Source organism: Streptomyces yerevanensis, assembly GCF_000716805.1.
In the GTDB taxonomy this organism is placed as follows: Bacteria; Actinomycetota; Actinomycetes; order Streptomycetales; family Streptomycetaceae; genus Streptomyces; species Streptomyces flaveus.
This window is the reverse complement of sequence record NZ_JNWJ01000033.1, coordinates 23,598-48,785: the sequence shown is the minus strand read 5'-3', so window position 1 is coordinate 48,785 and position 25,188 is coordinate 23,598. Positions and strand designations below refer to the sequence as shown.

Here is a 25,188-nt window from a genome sequence, read left to right as displayed (position 1 = left end):
ATGCGAGTACTCCTGGCCTGTGCCGGTATCAAGACGCACTTCTACAAGATCGTCAACACGGCGTGGGCGCTGCAGAACGCCGGGCACGAGGTGCTGGTCGCCAGCCACCCGGTCCTGGTCGACGACATCGTCCGGGCCGGCCTGACCGCCGTCGCGGTGGGCACCGACCACACCATGTTCGCCCCCGCGCCCTCGGGCACGACCTCCTACAGCCGCGAGTGGGACTTCACCTTCTCCACCCCGGAGACCCTGACCTGGGACTATCTGCACGAACTGCACGAGGCCCTGGTCGGCCGGTTCCACACCACCCTCAACAACGACACCTTCGTGGACGGGATGGTGGACTTCGCCCGCACCTGGCAGCCCGACCTGGTGCTCTGGGAGCTCGGCACGTACGCCGGCGCCGTCGCCGCGCGCGCCGTCGGTGCCGCCCACGCCCGTATCGTCTGGGGCCAGGACGTCACCATGCGCGCCCGGGAGGAGTTCCTCGCGCTCAACCGAGCCCGCCCGGCGGACCAGCAGAGCGACCCGCTCGCCGACTGGCTGGGCGGCGTGGCCGCGCGCTTCGGCGACACCTTCGACGAGGAACTCGTCACCGGCCAGTGGACGGTCGACCTGCTGCCCGAGAGTGCCCGGCTCAAGTCAGCACTGAAGATCGTTCCCAGCCGGTACGTTCCGTACAACGGCCCCTCCGTCGTGCCCCAGTGGGTGTACGAGCCCCCGCAGCGCCCCCGCGTCTGCCTCACCCTCGGTGTCGCCGGACGCGAGCGCGGCCTGGACTACATCTCCCAGGCCGACCTGCTCGACGCCGTGGCGGACCTCGACATCGAGATCATCGCCACGATGGACAGCCTCCAGCGGGAGAACCTGCGCCAGGTGCCGGACAACACCCGGCTGGCCGACTTCATCCCGCTGCAGGCCCTCCTGCCGAGCTGCTCGGCGATCGTCCACCACGGCGGCTCGGGCACCTGGGGCACGGCCATGCTGTACGGGGTCCCCCAGATCGTGATTGCCGCCACCTGGGACACCCCGGTCAAGGGCCGGCACCTGCAGCGCGTCGGTGCGGGGCTCTACATCCCTGCCGGTGAGCTCAAGCCGGACCTTCTGCGCGAGAACCTCGTCCGGATCCTGGAGGAGCCGTCCTTCCGGGAAGCCGCCGAACGCCTCCGCCAGGAGGCCCTCGTAGAGCCCACCCCGAACGACACCGTCCCGATCCTCGAACGCCTGACCGCCCAGCACCGCGCTCGGTGACATCCCCCGGGCCCCCACCCACCCACCTTGCCGGCGAAGCGCCGCAGACCCACGGAGCGAACACGTGAAGGCACTCGTCCTGTCCGGAGGGGCAGGGACTCGGCTGCGTCCGATCACCCACACCTCGGCGAAACAGATGGTCCCCGTCGCGAACAAACCCGTCCTCTTCTATGGCCTGGAGGCCATCGCCGACGCCGGGATCGAAGAGGTCGGCATCGTCGTGGGCGACACCGCCCAGGAGATCATGGACGCGGTGGGGGACGGCTCGAAGATGGGGCTGCGCGTCACCTATGTCCCGCAGGAAGAGCCGCTGGGCCTGGCCCATGCGGTGCTGATCGCACGGGACTTCCTCGGCGACGACGACTTCGTGATGTACCTCGGCGACAACTTCATCCTCGGCGGTATCACCGGACTCGTCGAGGAGTTCCGCCGGGAGCGCCCGGATGCCCAGATCCTCCTCACCCGGGTGCCCGACCCGCGGGCCTTCGGCGTCGCCGAACTCGACGAGTCCGGCCGGGTGATCGGCCTGGAGGAGAAGCCGATCCACCCCAAGAGCGACCTCGCCCTGGTCGGCGTCTACCTCTTCACGTCCGCCGTCCACGAGGCGGTACGCGCGATCAAGCCGTCCTGGCGTGACGAACTCGAGATCACCCACGCCATCGAATGGCTGATCAAGCAGGACAAAAGCGTCCGCTCCACCACGATCACCGGCTACTGGAAGGACACCGGCGGCGTCGAGGACATGCTCGAGGCCAACCGAACTGTCCTGGAGGCCCTGATCACCAAGATCGAGGGCGACGTGGACGACGCCAGCGAGATCATCGGACGGGTGGAGATCTCCGAAGGCGCCGTCGTGCGGAGATCGCGCATCGTCGGACCTGCCGTCGTCGGAGCGGGCACCTCGATCACCGACTCGTACGTCGGCCCCTTCACCTCGATATCCGACAACTGCCGCGTGGAGGACAGTGAGATCGAGTTCTCGATCGTCCTCGGCGATTCCTCCATCATCGGCGTCCGCCGGCTGGAGTCCTCCCTCGTGGGACGCAACGTCCAGGTCACCCCGGCGCCCCGGACCCGTGCGGCGCACCGACTGATCCTCGGAGACAACAGCAAGGTGCAGATCTCCTCATGACGAACAGGATTCTGGTAACCGGAGGAGTCGGCTTCATCGGCTCGCACTACGTCCGCACGCTGCTCGGCGCCCACGGCCCCGGCGACGTCGGCGTCACCGTCCTCGACAAGCTCACCTATGCGGGGAACCCGGCCAACCTCGACGCCGTGCGCGACAGCGCCGGCTTCGCGTTCGAGCAGGGTGACATCTGCGATGCCGCTCTCGTGGACCGGCTGGTGGCGCAGCACGACCAGATCGTCCACTTCGCGGCCGAGACCCACGTGGACCGCTCGATCACCGGCGCCGACCCGTTCGTACAGACGAATGTCGTGGGCACCCAGATCCTGCTCGACGCGGCCCTGCGGCACGGCATCGGCACCTTTGTCCACATCTCCACGGACGAGGTGTACGGCTCCGTCGACCACGCCTGCCCCGAGACGGACCCGCTGCACCCCAGTTCGCCGTACTCGGCGTCAAAGGCCGCAAGCGACCTGCTGGTCCTCTCCTACCACCGCACCCACGGTCTGGACACGCGAGTCCTGCGCTGCACCAACAACTTCGGGCACCACCAGTTCCCGGAGAAGGTCATCCCACTGTTCATCACCAACCTGCTCCGAGGCCGGAAGGTGCCGCTGTACGGCGACGGCCTCAACGTGCGGGAGTGGCTGCACATCGACGACCACGTACGCGGCATCGAACTGGTCCGCAGCCAGGGGCGGGCCGGTGAGATCTACAACATCGGTGGCGGCACGGAGCTTTCGAACCGGGAGCTGACACAGCGTCTCCTCGACGCCTGCGGCGTCGGCTGGGAGATGGTCGACTTCGTGCCCGACCGCAAGGGCCATGACCGGCGCTACTCCGTCGACTTCACGAAGATCCGCACCGAGCTCGCATACCGGCCGTCGAAGGACTTCGACACGGCTCTGGCCGAGACAGTCGCCTGGTACCACGACAACCGCGCCTGGTGGGAGCCGCTGCGCGCGCACGACCCGGCCGTCGCCTGATCCGAACCGCACGAAGGAGAGACCGTGGACAGCCCGAGCCGGACACGCGACCACAGCGGTGCCGGGGTACGTGGGGACACCGGGGGCGGGCACAGCCGGTCCGCCGCATGGACGGACCCGCCCGCCGTACGGGAGGGCGGCGTCGCAGGCCCCGGGGTCCGCCGGGGCTTTCTCACCCTGCTCGGCGTCGACCTGTGGGAGCGCTTCAGCTTCTTCGGCATGGCGGCGATCCTCGTCCTCTATCTCACCGCCGCCCCCGCCGACGGCGGCCTGGGCATGTCCCAGCAGACGGCCACCGCGCTCTTCGCGACCTACATGTCCCTGAACTTCATGGCCGGGCTGCCCGGGGGCTGGCTCGCGGACCGGGTGCTCGGGGCCCGCCGGGCCGTACTGGCGGGCGGCGCGCTCATCGCCTGCGGCCACGCCGTTCTCGCGGTCACGGCTGCCCCCGCCCTGTACACCGGGCTCGCACTCGTCGTGGTGGGCACCGGCCTGGTCAAGCCGTCCCTGGCTGCCATGGTGTCCGCGGTCAGCGGCACGGCCAAGCGGGAGGAGGCCTTCTCCCGCTTCTACATGTGCATCCAGGTCTCCGCACTGCTCGCCCCGGTCGTCACCGGATTCCTCGCGGAAAAGGTCACCTGGCACCTGGGCTTCGCCGCGGCCGCCTTCGGCATGGTGGCGGGCCTTGTCCAGTTCCGTATCGGCCTGCGCGTCCTCGACGGCGTCAGCAGCGCACCCACCCGCCCCCTGACCCGCGCGGAGGCCCGGACCGCCGCCCGGCGTGCCGCCGTGGTGGTGGCGGTCGGTGCCGTCGCCGCGACCACCGTCGTCCTCGGTGTGCTGCCGCTGCTCGCGGTGCTGGCCCTGCTGGGCCTGGCCACGGTGTGCCTGCCGTTTCTCTATCTGCGTGCCCTGGGCCGCCGCAGCGCCGTCGAACGCCACCGGCTGACCGCCTTCACCGCGGTCATGGCAGCGTCGGCGGCCTTCTGGATGATCTTCGCGCAGAGCGGTACCGCGTTGTCGCTCTTCGCTGCGCACCACACCGACCGCGATGTTCTCGGCTTCACGGTCCCGGCGAGCTGGCTGCAGTCCGTGCACCCGCTGTTCGTCCTGCTCCTGGCGCCCTTCGCCGGCCGGCTGCGTGCGCCGACGACCACCAAGTTCGCCGGAGCCCTGGCCGCGGCGGGGCTGAGCTTCATCGTCATGACGGCGGCCGCCGTCATGGCCCGTACCGGCGACGTCTCGGTGGCCTGGCTGATCGCCGTCTACCTGCTGTACTCCCTGGGCGAGGTCGTGCTCGCCCCGGCCGGCCTGGCACTGGCCGCCGCGGCCGCCCCACCCGGCTACCTCAACCGATTCCTGGCGCTGAACGGCATGTTCGCCGCCGTTGGAGTCGTCCTCGGCGGGCAGCTCTTCCGCCTGACCGCCGTCCTGCCCCTGCCCGCCTACTTCCTGGCGCTGGCCGGGATCGCCCTGGCAGCCGGCGCGGCCGTGGCCGCCGCCGCCCGCCGTCTGCGCCTCCACCTGCCTGCCTGACCGCCTGGCTCCGGGCCGGCGCCCAAGCTTTCTCGGCGGTCCCGACGAAACAGCGCACCGGCATGGAACACGCCGTCCCGCAGGCCGGATTGGCGACAGAAGTCCGTGTCACGAGTTCGGCCCCGTCCCGCCGCCCGCGAAGCAGCACCAGGTGTCGAAACGCCGGGTTGGGCGCTGTCGCCCCGCGCCCGACCAGCTCATCAGAGAGCGCCCCCGGCGGGGCACATGGTCGCCGGGGTAGATCCAGCTGTTGGGAGCGCCAAGGTGGCGCGTAGATGTCGCTGTCTGTGATGCGCCGCAGGGCCAGCGGGCTCTGCGGGGAGCGCCGAACAGGAAGCCAGGCGGGCTCGTTGTGGGAGGTGCAAGGCGTGGGCTGTCATTCGTTTCTCCCCGGGTTCTCCCCCAGCATTCGCCGACGCCCAAAAGAGCTGGTCAGTGGCTTGTCAGGGGGAGGGCGAGGAGATCACCCGCATCTTTTCTCCCCACAGACTCCCCACGACCGCTCTTTGCTCAATCCCTGAGTGATGCGAGAGCAAAGAGTGAAAGGGAGCTGGATGCGAGATGAGGGTTCTAGAGCCAGTCTCGACGCTTGAAAATCACGTACAAACCGGCACAGATAACCCCCATCAAGCCGATAGCGAAGGGGTATCCGAAATGCCAGCCCAGCTCGGGCATGTCCTCAAAGTTCATGCCGTAGATGGTTCCCACGAGTGTGGGAGCAAACAGAATGGCCGCCCATGACGAGATCCGCTTGATCTCCTCGTTCTGCTCGAAGCCCGCCTCCGCCAACGCTCGCATCTCCGCGTTCTGTTGCTGCGTGACCAGCGTCGCGTTCACCGTGAGGATCTCGGTGAGGGCCTGGCGGAAGCCGTCGACTCGTTCGCTGGTGTGGGTTACGTGGTCGGCGACATCGCGCAAATACCGTTGCAGTTCCTCGTCTGTGCCGTACTTCGCGAAGCCCGCCATCAAACCGTGCAGCATGCCGACCAGGGGGCGGGTGGCGCGCTGGAACTCGACCATTTCGCGGGAGAGTTCGTAGATACGGCGGGAGACCCAGGGATCCCCGCTGAAGACCTCGGTCTCGATCTCGTCGATGTCGTTCTGGACGCCGGAGACGACCGGTGCGTAGCCGTCGACCACCGCGTCCAGGATCGCGTACAGGACCGCCTCCGGGCCGAGCTTCAGCAACTCCGGTGATTCCTCCATGCGGTGACGGACGGCTGACAGATCCGGCGCCGCGCCGTGCCGGACCGTGATCAGGAAGTCGGGGCCGACGAACACATGCAGCTCGCCGAAGTCGACCTCCTCGGGTGCGTCGAGATAGCGGGCGGCGCGCAGGACCACGAAGAGGGTCTCGCCGTAGCGTTCCAGCTTGGGTCGCTGATGGGCCTCCATCGCGTCCTCGACGGCGAGCGGGTGGAGGTCGAACTCGTCCGCCAGCGACAGGATTTCGGCCTCCGTCGGACGGGCGAGCCCTATCCACGCCATGCCGTCCTGCTGCTTGCGCAGCTCACGGAAGGTCTCGGCGAGCGACTCGGGGGTGGAGACGCGTACGCCGTCGCGATAGAGCGCCGCCTGCACGATGCTGCGCGGTTCCGCCTCAGTCGTGGGCGAAGGAGTCGGGCGAGGTGCCGACGGCTCCGAGGACGGTGGTCCCGACGGGGTCACGGCGCGTCGCCACACCGACTTGCGGTTGCTCTTCGCGGTGGGTGCGGGGCGGGCTCGGCGCTCCGGCATCGCGACTGCCTCCCGTGTCGAGTCGAATGGCTGTCTCTTGTCCCTGCTTGTCCCTCAGCCTCGCTCATCATCGAGTCAGGCTTACCCCGAGTCTGACTGATCGCAGGGAATTCGCTGAAGGCGCCCCTGTATGCGGACAGACCGTGTCCGCCTCCCCCGCTAACGTGCGAAGCATGACAAAGACCTCGACCGCCCCCGTGCTCAGCGCCCGCGCCCTGAACCGGGCGACCCTCGACCGGCAGTTGCTCCTGCGTCGGGCCGTCCTGTCCGCAACGGACGCCGTCGAGCAACTCGTCGGCCTCCAGGCGCAGAACGTCAAGCCCCCGTACTACGCGCTCGCCGCCCGCATCGAGGGCTTCGACCCCGAGGAGCTCTCGGCGGCGATGGGCGCCCGCGCGGTCGTACGCATCGTGACCATGCGCTCGACCATCCATATGCACACCGCCGACGACTGCCTCATACTGCGGCCGCTGGTGCAGGCCGCGCGCGAGCGGGAGTTGTACGGCTTCCGCAAGGGGCTCGCCGGAGTCGACCTGGACCGGCTCGCCGTGATCAGCCGGAAGCTCGTCGAGGCCGAACCGCGCACCATGAAGCAGTTGCGCGAGGCGCTGCTCGCCGAGTGGCCCGACGCCGACCCGCTCGCCCTCACCGTCGCGGCCCGCTGCCGACTGCCTCTCGTCCAGGTCACCCCGCGCGGCATGTGGGGCAGAAGCGGCCAGGTCGCGCTCACCACCGCCGAACACTGGCTGGGCCGCCCCGCCGCGCCCGTCCCCGCACCCGACGACACCGTGCTGCGCTATCTCGCCGCCTTCGGCCCCGCCTCCGTCAAGGACATGCAGACCTGGGCGGGCCTCACCCGGCTGCGCGAGACCTTCGAACGGCTACGACCCCGGCTGATCACCTTCCGCGACGAGAACGACGTCGAACTCTTCGACCTCCCGGACGCACCCCGCCCGGACCCGGACACCCCGGCCCCGCCCCGCCTCCTGCCCGAGTTCGACAACCTGCTCCTCTCCCACGCCGACCGCTCCCGAGTGGTCCCCGCCGAATACAAGGGGCGCAGCTGGCAGGGCAATCAGGCGTACCGCACGCTGCTCGTCGACGGCTTCCTCAGGGGCGTATGGCGGCTGGAGGAGTCACGCGACCGCGCCGTACTCACCGTCGAGCCGTTCGACCCCCTCACCGAGGGCGAGCGTGACCAGGTCGTCGAGGAAGGGCAGCGGATGCTGTCGGTCCTGAGCGCGGCTGCCTCGTACGACATCCGGTTCGGCACCGTCGTACGCGCATGAAGAGGCGGTCGTACGTACCAGGGGGACAGAGAACCTCAGTCCGCCCGGCCCGTCGCCGCCACCGTCACGCCCAGCCCAGTCATCGCGCAGCCGCCCGCGCCGCCGATCATCGACTGGATCAGGCACATGGATAGGGGGCGTTGCGACCCGCTCGTGGCGGCCCGCAACGCCCCCTGGCGTTACCTGAGTTGGTTGCTCAGGAGTCTGTTGGTCAGTTGGTCAGGAGTTGATCTGTGTCGTCACCAGCGACGAGAACGTCGTCAGCCGGGTGTAGACGCCGGGGACGCCCGCGTCGGCGCAGCCGTCGCCCCATGACGTGATGCCGGCGAGCCTGCCGCCGATCACGAACGGGCCGCCGCTGTCGCCCTGGCAGGTGTCGACGCCGCCCTGCGTGTAGCCGGCGCACACCATGTCGCTGGCGACGAACCGCGAGCCGTACGCCGACGAGCACGAGGAGTTCGAGACGGTCGGGACCGTCGCGGTACGCAGCTGGTTGGAGGAGGAGCCGCCCGAGCGGGTGGTGCCCCAGCCGAGGATGCGGGCCGTGGCGCCGGCCGCGTAGACGCCGGTGTCGGAGGAGGAGACGTAGCCGATCGGGGAGTACGGCATCGACGTCGACAGGGTGAGCACGGCGACATCGTCGCCCCGCGTGACGGTGCTGTAGTCCGGGTGGATCCATATCTTGCTGACTCTGGCCACGGTGCCGTTCGTGCCGTTGCGGTAGGTGCGGCCGCCGACGACTCTGACGCCGCTCGTGGACTCGCCGACCATGCAGTGGGCGGCGGTGATGACCTTGGTCGCCGACACGAGCGTTCCGCCGCAGAACTGGTTCTGGGAGGAGTCGGTGATCTGCATGACGTACGGGTACGCGGATGCCGTGGTCGTCGTGCCGCCGACGATGGGGTTGGGAGCGGCGCTTGCGGTGGTCGCGCCGAGCAATCCGGTCGTCGCGGCGGCGGCGACCGCCGCGGTGACGGCGAGGGCCTTCTTGGCAAAGGTGAGCCCGAACATGAGTCTCCTCAGGAGTGCCGGTGGGGGGTTGCACTGTGGGGGGGAGCGGTGTGGGGGGTGGCTGCGACGGCCTGCGGGCGTGGGTCTCACGCTAGAAGCGGGCTCACCGTTTCCCAATTAGGGAACGCCCTGCGGGAGTTGGCGAGGGGAAACCCTCTACCACCCTTCGCGCCACCGCAGTCGCCAGACCCGTACGACCCCTCGGTCACGTCGTGCTCGACCCGCGCACAAGACCCGTACGCCCTCTCGGTCACCCTCCGCGCGCCCCCGATTCACCCCGTCCGCTGTTGCCCCGCCGCCAACCGCACGATGTCGACCCGCGACCGGATCCCCAGCTTCCGGTAGACCCTCGTCAGCGTCGCCTCGACCGTCTTCACGCTGATGAACAGCCGTGCCGCGATCTCCCGGTTGGTGGCCCCTTCGAGCACGAGCGCGGCGACCTGACGCTCCGTCGAGGCGAGCCGGTCGAGTTCCACAGGAGCGGACCGGCCGCCGACCGGCGACCCGGGGCCGGCAACGGAACCCATCGCAGCCATCGAGCCCACAGCCCTCGCAGAACCCGTGGAACCCACCACAGCCGCCTCCACCTGCCGCAGCCACGGCACAGCCCGGCACCGCCGCAACAGCCGCGTTGCCTCGTCGTACGCACCCCGTGCCGACCGCCCCGATCCCCCCACCCGTTTTGACCGTTCCGCCTGAAGTCGCCCCAACTCCAGTGCCACACGCGCCTCTTCGAGCCCGTATCCCAGCTTCGCCAGCCGCTCCTGCGCGGACGTCAACTGCCGTACGGCCGCTTCGTGTTCACCGTGCGCGGCCTTCAACAGGGCCTCCGCCCGGTCCAGTACGGCGAGGACACTCGCCCGACCCAGCCGCTGAGCGTGCTCGCGCGTGGCGTCGATGACGTCCTGCGCCTCCGTGAGCTCGCCGATCCGGATCAGTGCCTCGGCGAGGTCACCGTGCCAACGGCCGCGCGCGGGATCGAAGATGCCGAGCCCTTGTTCCAACTCCCGTGCCCTGCGCAGTGACTGGACCGTCCCCGCGGCGTCCCCGGCCACGAGCTGGGCGTGTCCCAGCGCGCCCAGGGCACGCGAGAGATAGATCAGGTCGCCGTCCTCCTCGGCACGGCTGACGGCGTCGCCGGCCAGGGCGAGGGCCCGGTCCACGTCACCGCCCGCGGCCTCGGCGAGCGAGGTGAACATGTTGCCCGCCGCCTCGCCGATCCCCGTGTCCCGCGCGAGCGCGAGGCTCTCGTGGGCGAGGTCGAGGGCCCGGCCGCAGTGCCCGGCGCGCAGTTCGGTGTCGGCGAGCCCGCGCAGGAAGTGCACCTCGGCCTCGACCATGCCGCGCTTGCGGACCTCGCTGAGGAGCCCGGTGATCGTCGTACGCGCCTCGGTGAGCTGGTCGCTCATGATCTGCCAGCGGAACCGGGTGGCGCCCGCGCCGTTGTGATCGCAGGTCACCCTCGGGTCCTGCGGCTCGGTGAGCGCCCGTTCCAGGGTCGCCGGGGCCTCGGGGTGCCCCATCAGGGTCTCCATCTGGGCCTGGAACGACAGGGCCATCAGCTCGGTGCGCCGGTCGGCGGCCGTGGCGGCGAGCCGCGCGGCGTGCGCGGCCTCCTCGCGGCCCTTGGTCATCTCACCCTCGACCAGCAAGGCCCGCCAGGCGAGTTGGTAGCGGACCAGCGCGAGCAGCCGCGGGTCCTCGCCCGCGTCGGCGAGGGCCTGCGGGAAGACGGACTCGACCTCGGCCATCGCCTGGCCCGCCGCGTCGATCACAACCATCCAGGCGCGTACCCGGATCGCCGCATCGGTCGCCCGGTCCAGTACGTCGCGGGCCACCTCCCGTGCGAGGTCGATGTCACCGGAGGTCAGCGCGTCCTCGGCGGACGTCAACCGGCGTTCGTCCGCGCCCGGTTGGACGTCCTGCGGGGTGTGCCGGGCCGCGAGCAGGCCGAGTTGGGCCGCGACCGAGGGGGCGCCGCGGTCCCGGGCCAGGGTCGCGGCCTCGGCGAGCCGCGCGGCGACCGTCTCGTCCGTACCGGTCGTGGCCAGGGCCAGATGGCGGGCCCGTTCGATCGGGTCGGAGGCCGCCGTGGACAGCGCGGCATGAGCGGCCCGCCGCTCCTGGGGCGTCGCCTGCGCGTAGAGCGCGGCCGAGACGAGTGGATTCGCGAACCGTACGGTTCCCTCCTGGCCGTCCGGACCGCCTGTCGCCACCAGCCCGAGGGAGGCCGCGAGCGCCGTCTCGGACTCCGCGTCCGTGCGGCCCGCGGCGTGCAGCAGAGCGAGCGTGGGGCGTGCCCCGGCGCTCGCGACGAGCAGCGTGCGCCGGGCCTCGGCGGACAGCAGGTCGAGGCGGCTGAGGACGAGGGCACGCAACGAGGTCGGCACCGGCAGCGGCTCGCCGGGGCGGGGCGGCGTGGGGCTCTCGGCCAGGGCGCGGCCGAGTTCGAGCGCGAACAGCGGGTTGCCGCCGCTGGTGTGGTGGATGTCCCGGACGGTCGAGCGGCGCAGACCGGTGTAACCGCGGGCGGCGAGAAGTTCGGACACGTGGGAGTGGGTGAGCGGGGTCAGGCGCAGGGCGAGTGACTCCGGAGGATACGCGCGTAGATACGGAAGGTGTTCCTGCTCCTTCGGTTCCGTGCGCGTACGCACCGCGCCGAGCATCCGCACCGGCATCCCACCGAGGCGACGGGCCGCGAAACCGAGCAGCTCGGCACTGGGCGCGTCCAGCCACTGAAGGTCGTCGGCGACGAGGAGAACGGGACCTCTGGCCGCCAGGGCGCGCAGCACCGAAAGGACCGCGAGGCGCAGTGCCAGGCCGTCCTGGTGCAGCGACGATTCGGCGCGGCCGGTGAGCGCGGCTTCGAGCGCGGCACGCTGCGGCAGGGGCAGCGCGTCCGCCACCTCGTCGGCGACGAGGCCGAGCAGATCGACGAGGGCCAGGAAGGGGAGGTGAGATTCCGACTCGGTGGCCGAGCAACGCAACACGGTCCGGGCCGAGTTGGCGTATTCCGCGCCCAGTGCGCGCAGCATGGTCGACTTTCCGATTCCGGGCGGCCCGTGCAAGAGCACGCTGCCCCCTCCGGAGAGCTGGTCACGCGCCCGCCCCAGCAGCTCGTCCCGGCCGATGACCTGGTCGGAACGGGGTCTGACAGGCTCTTCGGTATCCCGTCGCACGCGCACCGCCCCTCTCATGTCGTGTCCGTTTCAATATTAAGCAAAGACCCCCTGAATTTCGGAGGGGTGCACCGTGAGGGAAATAACAAGGTTCAGCGTGGGGGCAGGTTTTCGTATACGGGATTTCAGGGCGCCCGAGTATGAATGGCACCTGACTTCAGGGCGGCAGCCTCACTCGTCCTCAGGGCAGCAGCCCCGCCCGCCGAGCCGCCACCACTGCCTCCAGCCGCGTATGCGCCCCCAGCTTCCGCATCGCCGAACGCAGATACGCCTTCACCGTCTCGGCCCGCAGCCCCAGCCGCTCCGCGGTAACCGCGTTGGTCGCGCCGGCGCTCACACAGACCAGAACGTCCAGCTCACGCGGGGTGAGCCGCACCCCACCTGCCGCCGTGGCCGGAGCCGGAGCGGCCGCCAAGGTGTCGCAGACCGCGAGGAGCTCGGCCCGCAGCTCCGGGTCCGCGACCCGCGGGGCCAGCGCCCGCAACGCCCCGTGCGCCTCCCGGACCTGCTCCCACGCCGCGCCAGCCTCGGGCTCACGCGCCGCCGCCAGCAGACCCTGCGCCTCGTCCCGTACGACCAGCGACTGCTCCACGTCCCGCGCCGCCTCCACCGCCGCGCTCAACGTCCGGTCGCCCAGCGGCTGAGCCGTACGCAGCGCGCCGTACAACACCCCGCGCACCCGGCGGCGTACGACAACCGGCACCGCGAGGACGGACCGCAGCCCCTCCGCCGCGACCGCGGCGTCGTACTCATGGCTGATCTGCCGCGACGCGGAGTAGTCGGTGACGGCACAGGGCCGGGCCAGGGCCACGGTCTTGCCGCCGAGCCCGTTGCCCGACGTCACCGCGAGCGACCTGAGCGCCATCGTCCTCGCACCGTTCAGCTCGCTGATCCGCACCTGCCCGCGATCCGGCTCGACCAGCCCGCCGAAGGCGACCGGCAGTCCCGTCGTGCGCCGCAGCCGTATCAGGGCGCCCCGCATCTCCACCGCTCCGATCACATCTGCTGTCATCTGCCCGTCCCTCCGCCGCGGCGCACCCCCCGTTCGGGGGTAGTGAGATCCACGTCACGCATACACGATGTCATTGAGCCGCCCGGCAATGTGGCCGGGTTCGAGGAGGACGACGGATGACGACGCCGACGGAGCGCTTCCGCAGCGCGCGGGACTTCCTGCTGAAGCACCGCGAGGACTATGCCACGGCATACGAGGGCTTCACCTGGCCCCGGCCGGAGTACTTCAACTGGGCCCTCGACTGGTTCGACGTCATCGCACGCGGCAACGACCGCACGGCCCTGCACATCGTCGAGGAGGACGGCGAGCGCGTCGAGCTGTCCTTCGCCGCGATGTCCGAACGCTCCGCCCGCGCCGCCAACTGGCTGCGCGAGATGGGCGTACGCCCCGAGGACCGCGTCCTCGTCATGCTCGGCAACCAGGCCGAGCTGTGGGAGACGGCCCTCGCCGCGATGAAGCTGCGCGCCGTCGTCATCCCCGCGACACCGCTGCTCGGCCCCGCGGATCTGCGCGACCGCGTCGAGCGCGGGCGCGTACGGCATGTGGTCGTACGGGCCGAGGACACCGCCAAGTTCGACGACGTGCCCGGCCGCTACACCCGCATCACGGTCGGCGGTGAGCGGGACGGCTGGCGGTCGTACGAGGACGCGTACGCCGCCCCCGCGGACTTCGAGCCCGACGGCGCCACCAGCCCCGACGACCCCCTGATGCTGTACTTCACCTCGGGCACGACCGCGCGCCCCAAACTCGTCGAGCACACCCATGTGTCGTATCCCATCGGCCACTTGGCGACCATGTACTGGATCGGCCTCAAGCCCGGCGACGTCCATCTGAACATCTCCTCGCCCGGCTGGGCCAAGCACGCCTGGTCCAACCTCTTCGCCCCCTGGAACGCCGAGGCGACCGTCTTCATCCACAACTACACGCGCTTCGACGCGACCCGCCTGATGGCGGAGATGGACCGCGCGGGAGTGACGACCTTCTGCGCTCCGCCCACCGTGTGGCGCATGCTCATCCAGGCCGACCTGACCCAGCTGCGGACCCCGCCGCGCGAGGCCGTCGCCGCAGGGGAGCCGCTGAACCCCGAGGTCATCGAGCAGGTGCGGCGGGCGTGGGGCGTGACGATCCGGGACGGTTTCGGGCAGACCGAGACGGCCGTGCAGGTGTCCAACAGCCCCGGGCAGCCACTGAAGACCGGCTCCATGGGGCGGCCCAGCCCCGGCTTCCGGGTCGAACTGCTCGATCCGGTGTCGGGTGCGCCGGGTGCGGACGAGGGCGAGATCGCGCTGGACCTGTCCGGCAAGCCCGTGGGGCTGATGACCGGCTACCACGGCGACCCCGACCGTACGGCGGAGGCGATGGCGGGCGGCTACTACCGGACGGGGGACATCGGTTCGCGGGACGCGGACGGCTACATCACGTACGTGGGCCGAGCCGACGACGTCTTCAAGGCCAGCGACTACAAGATCAGCCCCTTCGAGCTGGAGAGCGCGCTCCTGGAGCACGAGGCCGTCGCCGAGGCGGCCGTCGTCCCCGCGCCCGACGAACTGCGGCTCGCCGTCCCGAAGGCGTACATCGTGCTCGCGGAGGGCTGGGAGCCGGGCCCCGACACGGCGAAGATCCTCTTCGAGCACGCGCGCACCACCCTCGCCCCGTACAAGCGCATCCGCCGCCTGGAGTTCGGCGACCTCCCCAAGACCGTGTCGGGCAAGATCCGCCGGATCGAGCTGCGTGAGGCGACGGCCGCGGGGTCGGACGCCGAGTACCGCGAGGAGGACTTCCGGTGACCGAGATTTCGTACGCGCACGGGACGAGCGATACTGCCCTGCTCGGCGACACCATCGGATCCCGTCTCGACCGGGCGATCGCCACATATCCCGCGCGGGACGCGCTCGTGGATGTGCCCTCCGGACGGCGTTGGACGTACGAGGAGTTCGGCGCCGCGGTCGACGAGGTGGCGCGCGGGCTGCTCGCCAAGGGGGTCGCGAAGGGCGACCGGGTCGGCATCTGGGCGATCAACTGTCCCGAGTGGGTGCTCATCCAGTACGCGACCGCCCGCCTCGGCGCGATCATGGTGAACATCAACCCCGCTTACCGCGCCCATGAGTTGGAGTACGTACTGAAGCAGGCCGGGATCTCGCTCCTGGTCGCCTCACTCGCGCACAAGGGCAGCGACTACCGGGCGCTGGTCGACCAAGTGCGCGGAAAGTGCCCGCAGTTGCGCGAGACGGTGTACATCGGCGACGAGAGCTGGGACACGCTGGTGGCGGGCGCGGCATCGGTCCCGTACGAACAACTGGCTGGCCTGGAAGCCGAGTTGAGCTGCGACGACCCGGTCAACATCCAGTACACCTCGGGCACCACAGGCTTCCCGAAGGGGGCCACGCTCTCCCACCACAACATCCTCAACAACGGCTACTGGGTGGGCCGGACCGTCGGCTACACCGAGCAGGACCGGGTGTGTGTGCCGGTGCCCTTCTACCACTGCTTCGGCATGGTGATGGGGAATCTGGCCGCCATGTCCCACGGCGCGTGCGTCGTCATCCCGGCCCCGTCCTTCGATCCCGCGGCGACGCTGAAGGCCGTCGAACAGGAGCGCTGTACGTCCCTCTACGGCGTCCCGACGATGTTCATCGCCGAGCTGAACCTCCCGGACTTCGCGACGTACGACCTCTCCTCCCTGCGTACCGGCATCATGGCGGGCTCGCCCTGCCCCGTGGAGGTCATGAAACGGGTCGTGTCCGAGATGCACATGGCCGAGGTCTCCATCTGCTACGGCATGACCGAGACCTCGCCCGTCTCCCTCCAGACCCGCCGTGACGACGACCTGGAACACCGCACCGGCACGGTCGGCCGCGTACTGCCGCACATCGAGGTCAAGATCGTCGACCCGGCGAACGGGGTGACGCTGCCACGCGGCTCCGCCGGTGAACTGTGCACCCGCGGCTACAGCGTGATGCTCGGTTACTGGAACGAACCCGAGAAGACCGCCGAGGCCGTCGACTCCGGGCGCTGGATGCACACCGGGGATCTGGCCGTGATGCTCGACGACGGATACGTCCAGATCGTCGGCCGGATCAAGGACATGATCATCCGGGGCGGCGAGAACATCTACCCGCGCGAGATCGAGGAGTTCCTGTACGCGCACCCGAAGATCGCGGACGTCCAGGTGGTGGGCGTACCCGACGAGCGGTACGGCGAGGAGGTACTCGCCTGCGTCATCCCGCGCGACCCCGCCGACCCGCTGACCCTGGAGGAGCTACGGGCCTTCTGCGCGGGGCAGTTGGCGCACTACAAGGTGCCCAGTCGGCTGCGGATCCTGGAGTCCTTTCCGATGACGGTGTCGGGGAAGGTGCGGAAGGTGGAGCTGCGGGAGACATACGCGGACTAGACAGCCGCAGCGCCCCGGGCCACCTGCGAGAGGTGCCCGGGGCGTGCGTGTGCCGCGGTGGTTCTCTTAATCCGAGTTATCCGAACATGCCGGGCTGGTAGTCGCCTGCGGGTGTCTGGAGCATGACGTTCCCGCGGTTGAAGGCATTGATGATGGCGATGACGCACACCAGGTCGGCGAGCTGGTCCTCGTCGTAGTACTTGGCGGCGTTCGCCCAGGCCTCGTCCGTGACACCACCGGCCGCGTCCGCGATGCGGGTGCCCTGCTCCGCCAGTTCCAGGGCCGCGCGTTCGGCCTCGGTGAACACGGTGGCCTCCCGCCAGGCCGCGACCAGGTTGAGGCGCGTCCAGGTTTCCCCGGCGTGCATGGCGTCCTTGCTGTGCATGTCGGTGCAGAAGCCGCAGCCGTTGATCTGACTGGCGCGAAGCTTCACCAGTTCCTGCGTCGAGAGCGGCAGAGTCGAGTCCGCGAGCGCCTTGCCCGCCGCGACGATGTGCTTGAAGGCCTTGGCTGCGCCCGGGCGGGCCATGATGTCCAAGCGAGCTTCCACGATGAGCTCCTCCGTCGTTGTTGGTGGCTTCACCTCTACGACGGCTCGGCTCGGCGAGATGTGACATCCGCGAATGTGACCTGCGTCTCTCGTGCCGGGCCGCCCACTCGGCCGGCGGCTCGTCTTCCGGGCCGCTCATCTTTCGGTCATTCCTCCACGGCCATGTCGCCGTAGCGCCGCGCGACCTCGTGGAACGCCTCCTTGGGGCTGCACGCACCGTCGCCGGTCACCGCCACGACCCCGAAGCCGGCCTTGTCGAGGTCGAGACGAGGATCGTCGTGATGCGGGAAGTCGGGCATGGCGAAGGTGAACACGAAGCAGCCGTGCACGCCCTCCGCGTCGTACTGGTCGATGAGTTCACCGAGGTAGCGGGCCTGGACGGCCTCGTCGCGGGGGTGGTCGCCGCGGATGCGCGGGGGTGTGGCGAACCAGTTGACGATCCAGAAGGAACCGGCTCCCCGCTGGTCGGCTCCGGTGAAGGCACCGCACCCGAACTCGGTGATGACGACGGGCCTGTCGTGGTCGCGAACCAGGGCGCGCAGGCGGTCCGTGTAGGTGGCGTGGTTGCGGCCGGAGCGGTAGAAGCTGACGCCGACCAGGTCGAACAGCGACCAGTCGACGTGTTCCCACCCGGCCGCGGAGTAGGTGACCGGCCCGCCGAAGCGGCGCCGCGCGGTGGTCACGGCGGTGGCGAGCAGCCGGTGGAGCCGCCGGTCGATCCGGCGCCGCAGCACGCGGTGGAAACGCACGATGAGCTTCAGGCGCAGGAACGAGCGAGGTCCGGGGACGATGCCGGGAACGGTGTGGGAGAACTCGCTGCCGACCAGGAGCGTCACCCGGTCCGGGTGTTCCAGGCGAAGTTCTTCGGCCGCCTCGGCGACGGCGTCCAGGTGCTCCAGCAGCTTCGGCTGAGGCAGTTCGGGAACGTGGGGCCGGATGTAGACGCCGAGACCGGTATGGAGGGCGGTGCGGGCGGCATCGATCAACCGCTTCCCGTCCCCGATGAGCATCACCGTGGTGCAGTGCAGGTCCCGGGCGATGACCTCCAGGTCCCGCCGCACGTCATCGGTGCTCGCCTCGCCGACCAGGTAGGAGATGCCGCGGACGGTCAGCATGCGCTCGGCTCCTGTCGACGCAGTTGGCGGGTGGCCATGAGGAGAAGGGCGGCGACACCGCCGAGCATCGCGGCGTTGACCGCGTACTTCACCGCGTAGTCGACGTCATCGGTCCGGTCGACGCTAGAGAGACAGCCGGCGGTCGGGCATCCGTCTTTCGTCCAGGAGCGCATGACTTCCGTCTATAAGAGGTCGCGCGGACAGTCAGCAACTCCATGATCACGGAACTTGCGCCTGCCCCGTTCCTGCCTGCTGCATCCGCCGCTTGTCCGCGCGACCTTCAAAGCGCTTTCGACACGCGCCTAGTCGGCGATGTCCTTGCGCATGCAGACCCGGGGCCAACGGTCCAGGCCGTGTTCGGCTTCCGTGGCGCGGATCTTCCGTAGGCCCGGGGTGAGTTCGGGACCGGTCAGGACGCGGAAGCCGAGGCGCTCGTAGTACGGGGCGTTCCAGGGGACCTCCGTGAAGGTGGTCAGAGTGAGAGCGAGCAGGCCCTCGTCGCGTGCGCGCTCGGCGGCGTACGCGACGAGGGCCCGGCCCACGCCCCGGCGGCCCGCGTCCGGGTGGACGGTGACCTGCTCGATGTGAAACGCGCCGTCCACAGGCTCCCCGATCAGATACGCCACGACTCGCCCGGTGACGTCGTCATCGGTGACCCAGGCATGTCCCGACTGCCGGAAGCGCTCCAGTTCGTCGAGCGCGGGCGGCTCGTCGGCGGCGATCTCCGGCATACCGAGGGGGCGGAAGAGTTCGCCTGCGGCGCGCTCGATGTCCTGGAGGAGGGGGAGGTCGGCGGGGGTGGCGGGTCTTATGGGCATGGGCCAAGTATGCGAACTTTGCAGCTGAGTCCCGCATGAATAAACCAGCCCGTCCGGCGTTTGAGGACGAGGCCGTTCAGGCCGGTACGGGGGTCTGGGGGCGGAGCCCCCAGCGGGGTCCCGGCCAAAGTCAGGCCCCCGTGGCGACCAGTTCGTCCGCCAAGCTGTTGACCGGCTGGGGCGTGCCCGTGAGGTCCAGTACGAAGAGGGGGACGCCGAGGGAGTCGGCGACGGAGCGGGCGTCCTCCGCGTACCCGGCCAGGGAGAAGTAGACGCAGCCCGTCGACTCCGTCATCGCCGTCAGCCACAGGCATTCCACGTCGCGCAGCGAGGCCGGCCGCAGCGTCGGGTCGATCTGCGCGAGGACGCCGCGCGCGGCCAGCCCGATCCCCGAGGGCGGGCGCTGGTCCGCCCGCCGGATCTCCTGGTAACCGAGCCAGCGGAGGTACAGGGCGGAGGCGGTCACGGCGTCCCGGGCCGTACGGATCGTCACCGGGTGGAAGGGGGGCCGGGGAGAAGGGGCGGCGCGCGGGAGAGGAATGCGGGGACGACGGGAGTCGGATGGCGCGGGCGCAGCTTGGCCGGTGCCTTCGTCGGCGCCGGAGTCCGCGGTTTCCGACTCACGGCCCGTACCGGCACCCGAGTCGCTCTCTCCTTGCGTCTCCTCCGTCAACGCATCCTCCCGCCCCGACCGCTCCTGAACCAGCGGCACCCGCAGCACAGTGCCGCAGGGACACCCCAGTTCGGGCCGCGGCCACTGGTCCTGGCGGCCACAGGCCGTGCACTGGACCGTGATCCAGTCGTCGTCCCAGGTGTGGTGCGTGAGGGCCTCCGGGACAGCGTCCCGGTCAAGTTCGGGCGTGACAGGCGCTCCGCACACACAGGGATACGACGGCGCCGCATACACATGCTCGCGCCGACAGGCCGGACACCGCACCGGCACGCTCTCGGCCATGACCACTCCAGAAACGTCACATCCACAAACGCCCCACGGGACAGACCCCCATCGTCCTCCAAGCGGGCGATCCACGGCAGGGAGTTCGGACAACGGGCGTCCGACGCACTACACGGACGCGTACGCGATCACGGCGAGCAAGAGACGTCGGGGCAGGCGGAGTGGTTCCTGCCGGATGGGTGCCGTGCCTTGACGGCCCTTGGGACCCCGCTTACATTGCTTCCAGATAGTAGAAATTAATTTCCACAATATGGAATTCATTGCGAATTCCGGTGGAAACATGAAGCTCTCCGCGGGGCGCGACGGGAGCCTGCATCCAACCGTCGAAGCAGGAGTACGCAATGGCTCGAATGACCGCTGCCCGCGCGGCAGTTGAGATCCTCAAGCGGGAGGGCGTCACCGACGCGTTCGGTGTCCCGGGCGCGGCGATCAACCCCTTCTACGCCGCGCTCAAGGCCTCCGGCGGGATCGACCACACCCTCGCCCGCCATGTCGAGGGCGCCTCGCACATGGCGGAGGGGTACACCCGCACCCGTCCCGGCAACATCGGCGTCTGCATCGGCACCTCCGGCCCGGCCGGCACCGACATGATCACCGGCCTGTACTCCGCGATCGGTGACTCCATCCCGATCCTGTGCATCACCGGCCAGGCGCCGACCGCCGTGATCCACAAGGAGGACTTCCAGGCCGTCGACATCGCCTCGATCGCCAAGCCGGTCACCAAGATGGCGGTCACCGTGCTGGAGGCGGCGCAGGTGCCGGGCGTCTTCCAGCAGGCCTTCCATCTGATGCGCTCCGGCCGCCCCGGGCCCGTCCTGATCGACCTGCCCGTCGACGTCCAGCTCACCGAGATCGAGTTCGACCCGGACACGTACGAGCCACTCCTGGCCTACAAGCCGTCCGCGACCCGCGCCCAGATCGAGAAGGCCCTCGCGCTCCTGGGTGAGTCCGAACGCCCGCTCATCGTCGCGGGCGGCGGAGTCATCAACGCCGACGCCTCCGAACTCCTCGTGGAATTCGCCGAGTTGACCGGCATCCCGGTCGTCCCCACCCTCATGGGCTGGGGCGTCCTCCCCGACGACCACGAGCTGAACGCCGGCATGGTCGGCCTCCAGACCTCGCACCGCTACGGCAACGCCACCTTCCTGGAATCCGACTTCGTCCTCGGCATCGGCAACCGCTGGGCCAACCGCCACACCGGCAGGCTGGACGTCTACATGGCCGGCCGGAAGTTCGTGCACGTCGACATCGAGCCGACACAGATCGGGAAAATCTTCCCGCCGGACTACGGCATCGCCTCCGACGCGAAGGCGGCGCTCGAGCTCTTCGTGGAGGCGGCACGGGAGTTGAAGGCGGCGGGCGCCCTGCCGGACCGGTCCGCGTGGGCTCGCCAGGCGCAGGAGAAGAAGGCCCGGCTCCAGCGGCGTACGCACTTCGACGACATCCCGATCAAGCCGCAGCGCGTGTACGAGGAGATGAACAAGGTCTTCGGACCCGAGACCCGGTACGTGTCCACGATCGGCCTCTCGCAGATCGCCGGCGCGCAGATGCTGCACGTCTACCGGCCGCGCCACTGGATCAACTGCGGCCAGGCGGGCCCGCTGGGCTGGACGATCCCGGCCGCCCTGGGCGTGGCGAAGGCCGACCCGGAGGCGCCCGTGGTCGCCCTCTCCGGCGACTACGACTTCCAGTTCATGATCGAGGAGCTGGCCGTCGGCGCCCAGCACAGGATCCCGTACGTCCACGTACTGGTGAACAACTCCTACCTGGGCCTGATCCGCCAGGCGCAGCGTGCATTCGACATCGACTTCCAGGTCAACCTCGAGTTCGAGAACCTCAACTCCCCCGAACTGGGCGTCTACGGCGTAGATCACGTCAAGGTCGCCGAGGGCCTGGGCTGCAAGGCACTCCGCGTAACGGACCCGAGCGAGCTGGGTGCGGCCTTCGAGCAGGCGCTGAAGCTCGCCGCCGAGCACCGGGTGCCGGTCGTGGTCGAGGTGATCCTGGAGCGCGTCACCAACATCTCGATGTCCACGACGAACGACATCAGCGCTGTGGTGGAGTTCGAGGAGGTCGCTACGGAGCCGGGGCATGCGCCTACGTCGATCAAGGCGCTGAAGACCTGAGCAGCCAGTCGGTATGAGGCCCGCCGCCCCCGTGCCGGCGGGCCTCATGTGCTGAGGATGTGCCCGCAGGTGGGGTGAGTTGAAGCCCCTGGGCACGGGTTCAGAGGTTCTCTTGAGGCTTTCGTAGGTGGCGTACGCACCCTGGCGTACGGGCGGGACGCAGCGAGCGCCGGGCACGGAACCGTCCGTGCCCGGCGCTCACTGTGTGTCCGGATGGCGCCGGCGCCCGGGCGCGACAGGACGGATGTCAAGCGGCGGCGCCACCCGGAGTCATCGGAGGGCGTCAGACCTGCGCGCCGGAGAGGCGCTCGACCGTGCGCAGCAGCGCCGAGTGGTCCAGGTCGCCGTCGCCCTGCGTGCGCAGGGAGGCGACGAGTTGGGCGACCACGGCGCCGACGGGCAGGGCCGCGCCGACGTTGCGGGCGGCGTCGGTGACGATGCCCATGTCCTTGTGGTGCAGGTCTATGCGGAAGCCCGGCTTGAAGTCGCGGTTGAGGAAGTTGTCCTTCTTGCGGGTCAGCACCGTGGAGCCCGCGAGGCCGCCGTTCAGGACGTCGAGGGCCGCCTTCAGGTCGACGCCCGACTTCTCCAGGAAGACCACGGCCTCGGCGCACGCCTGGATGTTGACGGCGACGATCAGCTGGTTCGCGGCCTTCACGGTCTGGCCGGAGCCGTGCGGGCCGCAGAGCACGATGGTCCTGCCGAGCGCCTCGAAGACCGGCTTCGCCTCGTCGAAGTCGGCCTGCTCGCCGCCGACCATGATGGACAGTACGGCCTCGACGGCGCCCGCCTCGCCGCCGGAGACCGGGGCGTCGAGGACGCGGATGCCCTTCGCCGCCGCGGCCTTCGCCAGGTCGACGGAGGTCTGCGGGGTGATGGACGACATGTCGATCAGCAGGGCGCCGGACCGCGCGTTCTCCAGGATGCCGTCAGGGCCGTACGCGACGGCCTCGACCTGCGGCGATGCGGGCACCATCGTGATCACGACGTCGGCGTCCCGTACGGCTTCGGCGATGGAGCCGGCCGGGGTCCCACCGGCGGCGGCCAGGCGGTCGAGCTTGTCCTGCTCCAGGGTGTGGCCGGTGACGTCGTAACCCGCCTTGATCAGGTTCTCGGACATGGGGGAGCCCATGATGCCGAGCCCGATCCACGCGACCTTGGGAAGTCTGCTGCTCATCAGGGTGCCTCTCCAACTGCCGTACTACGTCTGTGGGTTGCCGTTCAGCGGGCGGTGCGTGCCTCGCGCGGCAGCCACTCGAAGGCCTCCGTGCTCGGGCGGGCGCCCGGCTTGTACTCCAGGCCCACCCAGCCCTCGTAACCCGTCTTCCTGAGCTGGTCCAGCAGGTCCTCCAGCGGCAACGTCCCCGTGCCCGGAGCGCCGCGCCCCGGGTTGTCGGCGATCTGGACGTGGCCGGTCTTCGCGGCGTACTGCTCGATCACCGACGGCAGGTCCTCGCCGTTCATGGACAGGTGGTAGAGATCCATGAGGAACCTGGCGTTGCCGAGGCCGGTCGCCTCGTTGACCTTGTCGACGATGCCGATGCCGGCCGGGGCGGACACCAGCGGGTAGCGCGGCGACTCCGGCTTGTTGAGGGTCTCGATCAGGAGGATCGCGCCGATACGGTCGGCGGCCCGGGCCGCGAGCGCCAGGTTCTCCAGCGCGAGCGCGTCCTGCTCGGCCGGGTCCACGCCCTCGACGCGGTTGCCGTACAGCGCGTTGAGCGCCTCGCAGCCCAGGGACTGGGCGAAGTCCGCCACCACGTCGACGTTCGCGCGGAACCTCTCCGACTCCTCGCCAGGAATCGACAGCGCGCCCCGGTCCGGGCCCGGCAGCTGCCCGGCGTAGAAGTTCAGGCCTGTCAGCCGCACGCCCGCGTCCTCGATCGCCTGCTTCAGGGAGTCGAGTTCGGACTTGTCGGGGGTGGGGGAGTCGGCCCAGGGCCACCACAGCTCGACCGCGGTGAAGCCCGCCGCGGCGGCTGCCGCGGGGCGCTCCAGGAGCGGGAGTTCCGTGAAGAGGATCGACAGGTTGACGTTGAAGCGCTGGTCTGTGGCTGTGGCCCATTCGGAACCTGGCATCGGGATCGGCGCTCCCTTTCCTTGAAATTTCATAATGCGGAAGTTTATTTCTGCTTAATGGAAAGGCTGCCCAAGGTTGGGGAACCCTGTCAAGAGCGGGCGCAGAAAAACGCCCCCCGCGCGGGATGCGCGGAGGGCATGGCCAGGGAGAGGTGGTCAGGAGTGTGCTCAGAGCGCGTCGACGGCGCTCACCTTCCAGCCCCCGGAGGTGCGGTCCAGGGTCATCCGCACCCGGTTCAGATCCACGCGCGGCCCCGACACCTGGGTGCTCCTGGTCACCTGGTTGACGAAGAGCAGCACGACCGCCTTGTCCGGTGAGACCGACACGACCGAGGCCGCGGGAGTGCCGCCGCCGGCGGGTTCCACGACGGTGGCCTTCACCACGCCCTCGTACTTCCTGGCCGTCGGCCCGACCACCGTCTTCGTGGTCTTCCCGTACTCGTCGCGGAAGTCCCCGGTGAGGTGGGCGCGTGCCGCGGCGAAGTCACGGTCCAGGCGCCGGTAGTCGTACGACAGCACGACGGGCGCCGCCTTCCGCGCGGCCGTGAGTGCCTGCCCCCGTGCCTGCTCGGCCCGCCGCCCCTCGCGGTACTGCCATCCGAGCACGGCGACCGCGACCAGACCCGCCACGAGCAGGACGGACAGGATCGCGGTGAGCAGCCTCCCGCGGGACCGCCGCGCAGCGGTACCTGAGCCGGTCCCGCCCTCGTTCTCGATCGCGTCCTCGCCCTCCGGTGGATCCTCCTCGAAGGACTCCGGTGACGGCTCCGGCGGGTCGTCCCAGCCGTCCGGAACCTCGATGAGCACCGTGGGCCCGGCCTCCTGCCCTTCCGGCCGCCGCGGTGTCTTGCCGGCGGCCTCTTCCACCGGGGCCGGGACCCCAGGATCGTCCGGGCCCCCGGGATCGCCGGTGACGCGCTCCGCGCGCTTGGCCGCCGCGCGTTTGGCCGCCGTCAGGGTGCGGCGGGCGGGCGAGCCGGCGCCGCGCGTTCGGGAAGTCGGGTTCGCCACGGTCTTACTCCTT

Annotated in this window: 20 protein-coding genes; 8 read left to right on the top strand and 12 right to left on the bottom strand. The window is 69.9% G+C overall.

Going from position 1 to position 25,188, the window contains the following annotated elements; genetic code table 11:
• From OP79_RS30095 to OP79_RS30080, 4 genes are all read left to right on the top strand, one after another.
• Positions 1-1,251 (top strand): activator-dependent family glycosyltransferase, encoded by a 1,251-nt coding sequence (locus OP79_RS30095; protein ID WP_033324666.1) that lies wholly within the window; start codon positions 1-3, stop codon positions 1,249-1,251.
• Between the two features lie 64 nt (positions 1,252-1,315).
• Positions 1,316-2,383 carry a glucose-1-phosphate thymidylyltransferase gene (locus OP79_RS30090; protein ID WP_033324665.1) on the top strand — a complete coding sequence of 356 codons (1,068 nt, stop codon included), beginning with the start codon at positions 1,316-1,318 and terminating at the stop codon, positions 2,381-2,383.
• A complete protein-coding gene (gene rfbB, locus OP79_RS30085) occupies positions 2,380-3,366 on the top strand; it encodes a dTDP-glucose 4,6-dehydratase (RefSeq protein WP_033324663.1) in 987 nt (328 codons plus the stop codon). Before OP79_RS30090 ends, rfbB begins: the two co-directional genes overlap by 4 nt.
• Before the next feature lie 24 nt (positions 3,367-3,390).
• Positions 3,391-4,902: a peptide MFS transporter gene (locus tag OP79_RS30080; protein ID WP_078492098.1), complete on the top strand. Its 1,512-nt coding sequence runs from the start codon at positions 3,391-3,393 to the stop codon at positions 4,900-4,902.
• Between the two features lie 570 nt (positions 4,903-5,472).
• On the opposite strand, the gene OP79_RS30075 is transcribed toward OP79_RS30080, so the two are convergent.
• Positions 5,473-6,639, bottom strand: a complete 1,167-nt coding sequence (locus tag OP79_RS30075; protein WP_078492097.1) for a magnesium and cobalt transport protein CorA — start codon at positions 6,637-6,639, stop codon at positions 5,473-5,475.
• A 173-nt stretch (positions 6,640-6,812) separates the two neighbouring features.
• On the opposite strand from OP79_RS30075, the gene OP79_RS30070 reads away from it, so the two are divergent.
• Positions 6,813-7,928, top strand: a complete 1,116-nt coding sequence (locus tag OP79_RS30070) for a winged helix DNA-binding domain-containing protein (RefSeq protein WP_033324661.1) — start codon at positions 6,813-6,815, stop codon at positions 7,926-7,928.
• A gap of 219 nt (positions 7,929-8,147) precedes the next feature.
• On the opposite strand, the gene OP79_RS30065 is transcribed toward OP79_RS30070, so the two are convergent.
• From OP79_RS30065 to OP79_RS30055, 3 genes are all read right to left on the bottom strand, one after another.
• On the bottom strand, positions 8,148-8,939 hold the full coding sequence (locus OP79_RS30065; protein WP_033324660.1) for a S1 family peptidase: 792 nt from the start codon (positions 8,937-8,939) through the stop codon (positions 8,148-8,150).
• A 272-nt stretch (positions 8,940-9,211) separates the two neighbouring features.
• A complete protein-coding gene (locus tag OP79_RS30060) occupies positions 9,212-12,118 on the bottom strand; it encodes a helix-turn-helix transcriptional regulator (protein WP_033324715.1) in 2,907 nt (968 codons plus the stop codon).
• A gap of 181 nt (positions 12,119-12,299) precedes the next feature.
• Positions 12,300-13,130 (bottom strand): helix-turn-helix transcriptional regulator, encoded by an 831-nt coding sequence (locus OP79_RS30055; protein ID WP_033324658.1) that lies wholly within the window; start codon positions 13,128-13,130, stop codon positions 12,300-12,302.
• Between the two features lie 116 nt (positions 13,131-13,246).
• On the opposite strand from OP79_RS30055, the gene OP79_RS30050 reads away from it, so the two are divergent.
• Together OP79_RS30050 and OP79_RS30045 are read left to right on the top strand one after the other, a co-directional pair.
• Entirely contained in the window at positions 13,247-14,917 is a 1,671-nt protein-coding gene (locus tag OP79_RS30050) for an AMP-binding protein (protein ID WP_033324656.1), read from the top strand.
• The gene (locus tag OP79_RS30045) at positions 14,914-16,521 is read left to right on the top strand and encodes an AMP-binding protein (protein WP_033324654.1); all 1,608 of its coding nucleotides are present in this window, start codon (positions 14,914-14,916) and stop codon (positions 16,519-16,521) included. The genes OP79_RS30050 and OP79_RS30045 overlap by 4 nt, the downstream gene beginning before the upstream one ends.
• Before the next feature lie 76 nt (positions 16,522-16,597).
• Here OP79_RS30045 and OP79_RS30040 read toward each other — a convergent pair whose 3' ends face one another.
• From OP79_RS30040 to OP79_RS30020, 5 genes are all read right to left on the bottom strand, one after another.
• A complete protein-coding gene (locus OP79_RS30040; protein ID WP_033324652.1) occupies positions 16,598-17,071 on the bottom strand; it encodes a carboxymuconolactone decarboxylase family protein in 474 nt (157 codons plus the stop codon).
• Positions 17,072-17,217: 146 nt separating this feature from the next.
• Positions 17,218-18,186, bottom strand: a complete 969-nt coding sequence (locus OP79_RS30035) for a glycoside hydrolase family 113 protein (RefSeq protein ID WP_033324650.1) — start codon at positions 18,184-18,186, stop codon at positions 17,218-17,220.
• A complete protein-coding gene (locus OP79_RS30030) occupies positions 18,180-18,359 on the bottom strand; it encodes a hypothetical protein (protein ID WP_033324648.1) in 180 nt (59 codons plus the stop codon). The genes OP79_RS30035 and OP79_RS30030 overlap by 7 nt, the downstream gene beginning before the upstream one ends.
• A gap of 129 nt (positions 18,360-18,488) precedes the next feature.
• Positions 18,489-19,004 carry a GNAT family N-acetyltransferase gene (locus OP79_RS30025; RefSeq protein WP_033324646.1) on the bottom strand — a complete coding sequence of 172 codons (516 nt, stop codon included), beginning with the start codon at positions 19,002-19,004 and terminating at the stop codon, positions 18,489-18,491.
• 130 nt (positions 19,005-19,134) lie between these two features.
• Positions 19,135-19,959, bottom strand: coding sequence for a hypothetical protein (locus OP79_RS30020; protein WP_033324644.1), 825 nt, complete (start codon positions 19,957-19,959; stop codon positions 19,135-19,137).
• Positions 19,960-20,300: 341 nt separating this feature from the next.
• Here OP79_RS30020 and gcl point away from each other — a divergent pair, with 341 nt between their 5' ends.
• A complete protein-coding gene (gene gcl, locus OP79_RS30015; RefSeq protein ID WP_106972509.1) occupies positions 20,301-22,085 on the top strand; it encodes a glyoxylate carboligase in 1,785 nt (594 codons plus the stop codon).
• A 283-nt stretch (positions 22,086-22,368) separates the two neighbouring features.
• On the opposite strand, the gene OP79_RS30010 is transcribed toward gcl, so the two are convergent.
• The 3 genes from OP79_RS30010 to OP79_RS30000 all read right to left on the bottom strand — a co-directional run bounded on the left by OP79_RS30010 (position 22,369) and on the right by OP79_RS30000 (position 25,175).
• Positions 22,369-23,262 (bottom strand): 2-hydroxy-3-oxopropionate reductase, encoded by an 894-nt coding sequence (locus OP79_RS30010; protein WP_033324640.1) that lies wholly within the window; start codon positions 23,260-23,262, stop codon positions 22,369-22,371.
• 44 nt (positions 23,263-23,306) lie between these two features.
• Entirely contained in the window at positions 23,307-24,164 is an 858-nt protein-coding gene (locus tag OP79_RS30005; protein WP_033324638.1) for a TIM barrel protein, read from the bottom strand.
• Between the two features lie 168 nt (positions 24,165-24,332).
• The gene (locus tag OP79_RS30000; protein ID WP_033324637.1) at positions 24,333-25,175 is read right to left on the bottom strand and encodes a hypothetical protein; all 843 of its coding nucleotides are present in this window, start codon (positions 25,173-25,175) and stop codon (positions 24,333-24,335) included.
• Positions 25,176-25,188 lie beyond the last annotated feature (13 nt).

Excerpts from the sequence above, each read along its gene's own strand:
- OP79_RS30095 (WP_033324666.1), top strand. The coding sequence starts at position 1 with ATGCGAGTACTCCTGGCCTGTGCCGGTATCAAGACGCACTTCTACAAG.
- rfbB (WP_033324663.1), top strand. The coding sequence starts at position 2,380 with ATGACGAACAGGATTCTGGTAACCGGAGGAGTCGGCTTCATCGGCTCG.
- OP79_RS30075 (WP_078492097.1), bottom strand. The coding sequence starts at position 6,639 with ATGCCGGAGCGCCGAGCCCGCCCCGCACCCACCGCGAAGAGCAACCGC.
- OP79_RS30070 (WP_033324661.1), top strand. The coding sequence starts at position 6,813 with ATGACAAAGACCTCGACCGCCCCCGTGCTCAGCGCCCGCGCCCTGAAC.
- OP79_RS30065 (WP_033324660.1), bottom strand. The coding sequence starts at position 8,939 with ATGTTCGGGCTCACCTTTGCCAAGAAGGCCCTCGCCGTCACCGCGGCG.
- OP79_RS30055 (WP_033324658.1), bottom strand. The coding sequence starts at position 13,130 with ATGACAGCAGATGTGATCGGAGCGGTGGAGATGCGGGGCGCCCTGATA.
- OP79_RS30050 (WP_033324656.1), top strand. The coding sequence starts at position 13,247 with ATGACGACGCCGACGGAGCGCTTCCGCAGCGCGCGGGACTTCCTGCTG.
- OP79_RS30035 (WP_033324650.1), bottom strand. The coding sequence starts at position 18,186 with ATGCTGACCGTCCGCGGCATCTCCTACCTGGTCGGCGAGGCGAGCACC.
- OP79_RS30030 (WP_033324648.1), bottom strand. The coding sequence starts at position 18,359 with ATGCGCTCCTGGACGAAAGACGGATGCCCGACCGCCGGCTGTCTCTCT.
- OP79_RS30025 (WP_033324646.1), bottom strand. The coding sequence starts at position 19,004 with ATGCCCATAAGACCCGCCACCCCCGCCGACCTCCCCCTCCTCCAGGAC.
- OP79_RS30020 (WP_033324644.1), bottom strand. The coding sequence starts at position 19,959 with ATGGCCGAGAGCGTGCCGGTGCGGTGTCCGGCCTGTCGGCGCGAGCAT.
- gcl (WP_106972509.1), top strand. The coding sequence starts at position 20,301 with ATGGCTCGAATGACCGCTGCCCGCGCGGCAGTTGAGATCCTCAAGCGG.
- OP79_RS30010 (WP_033324640.1), bottom strand. The coding sequence starts at position 23,262 with ATGAGCAGCAGACTTCCCAAGGTCGCGTGGATCGGGCTCGGCATCATG.
- OP79_RS30005 (WP_033324638.1), bottom strand. The coding sequence starts at position 24,164 with ATGCCAGGTTCCGAATGGGCCACAGCCACAGACCAGCGCTTCAACGTC.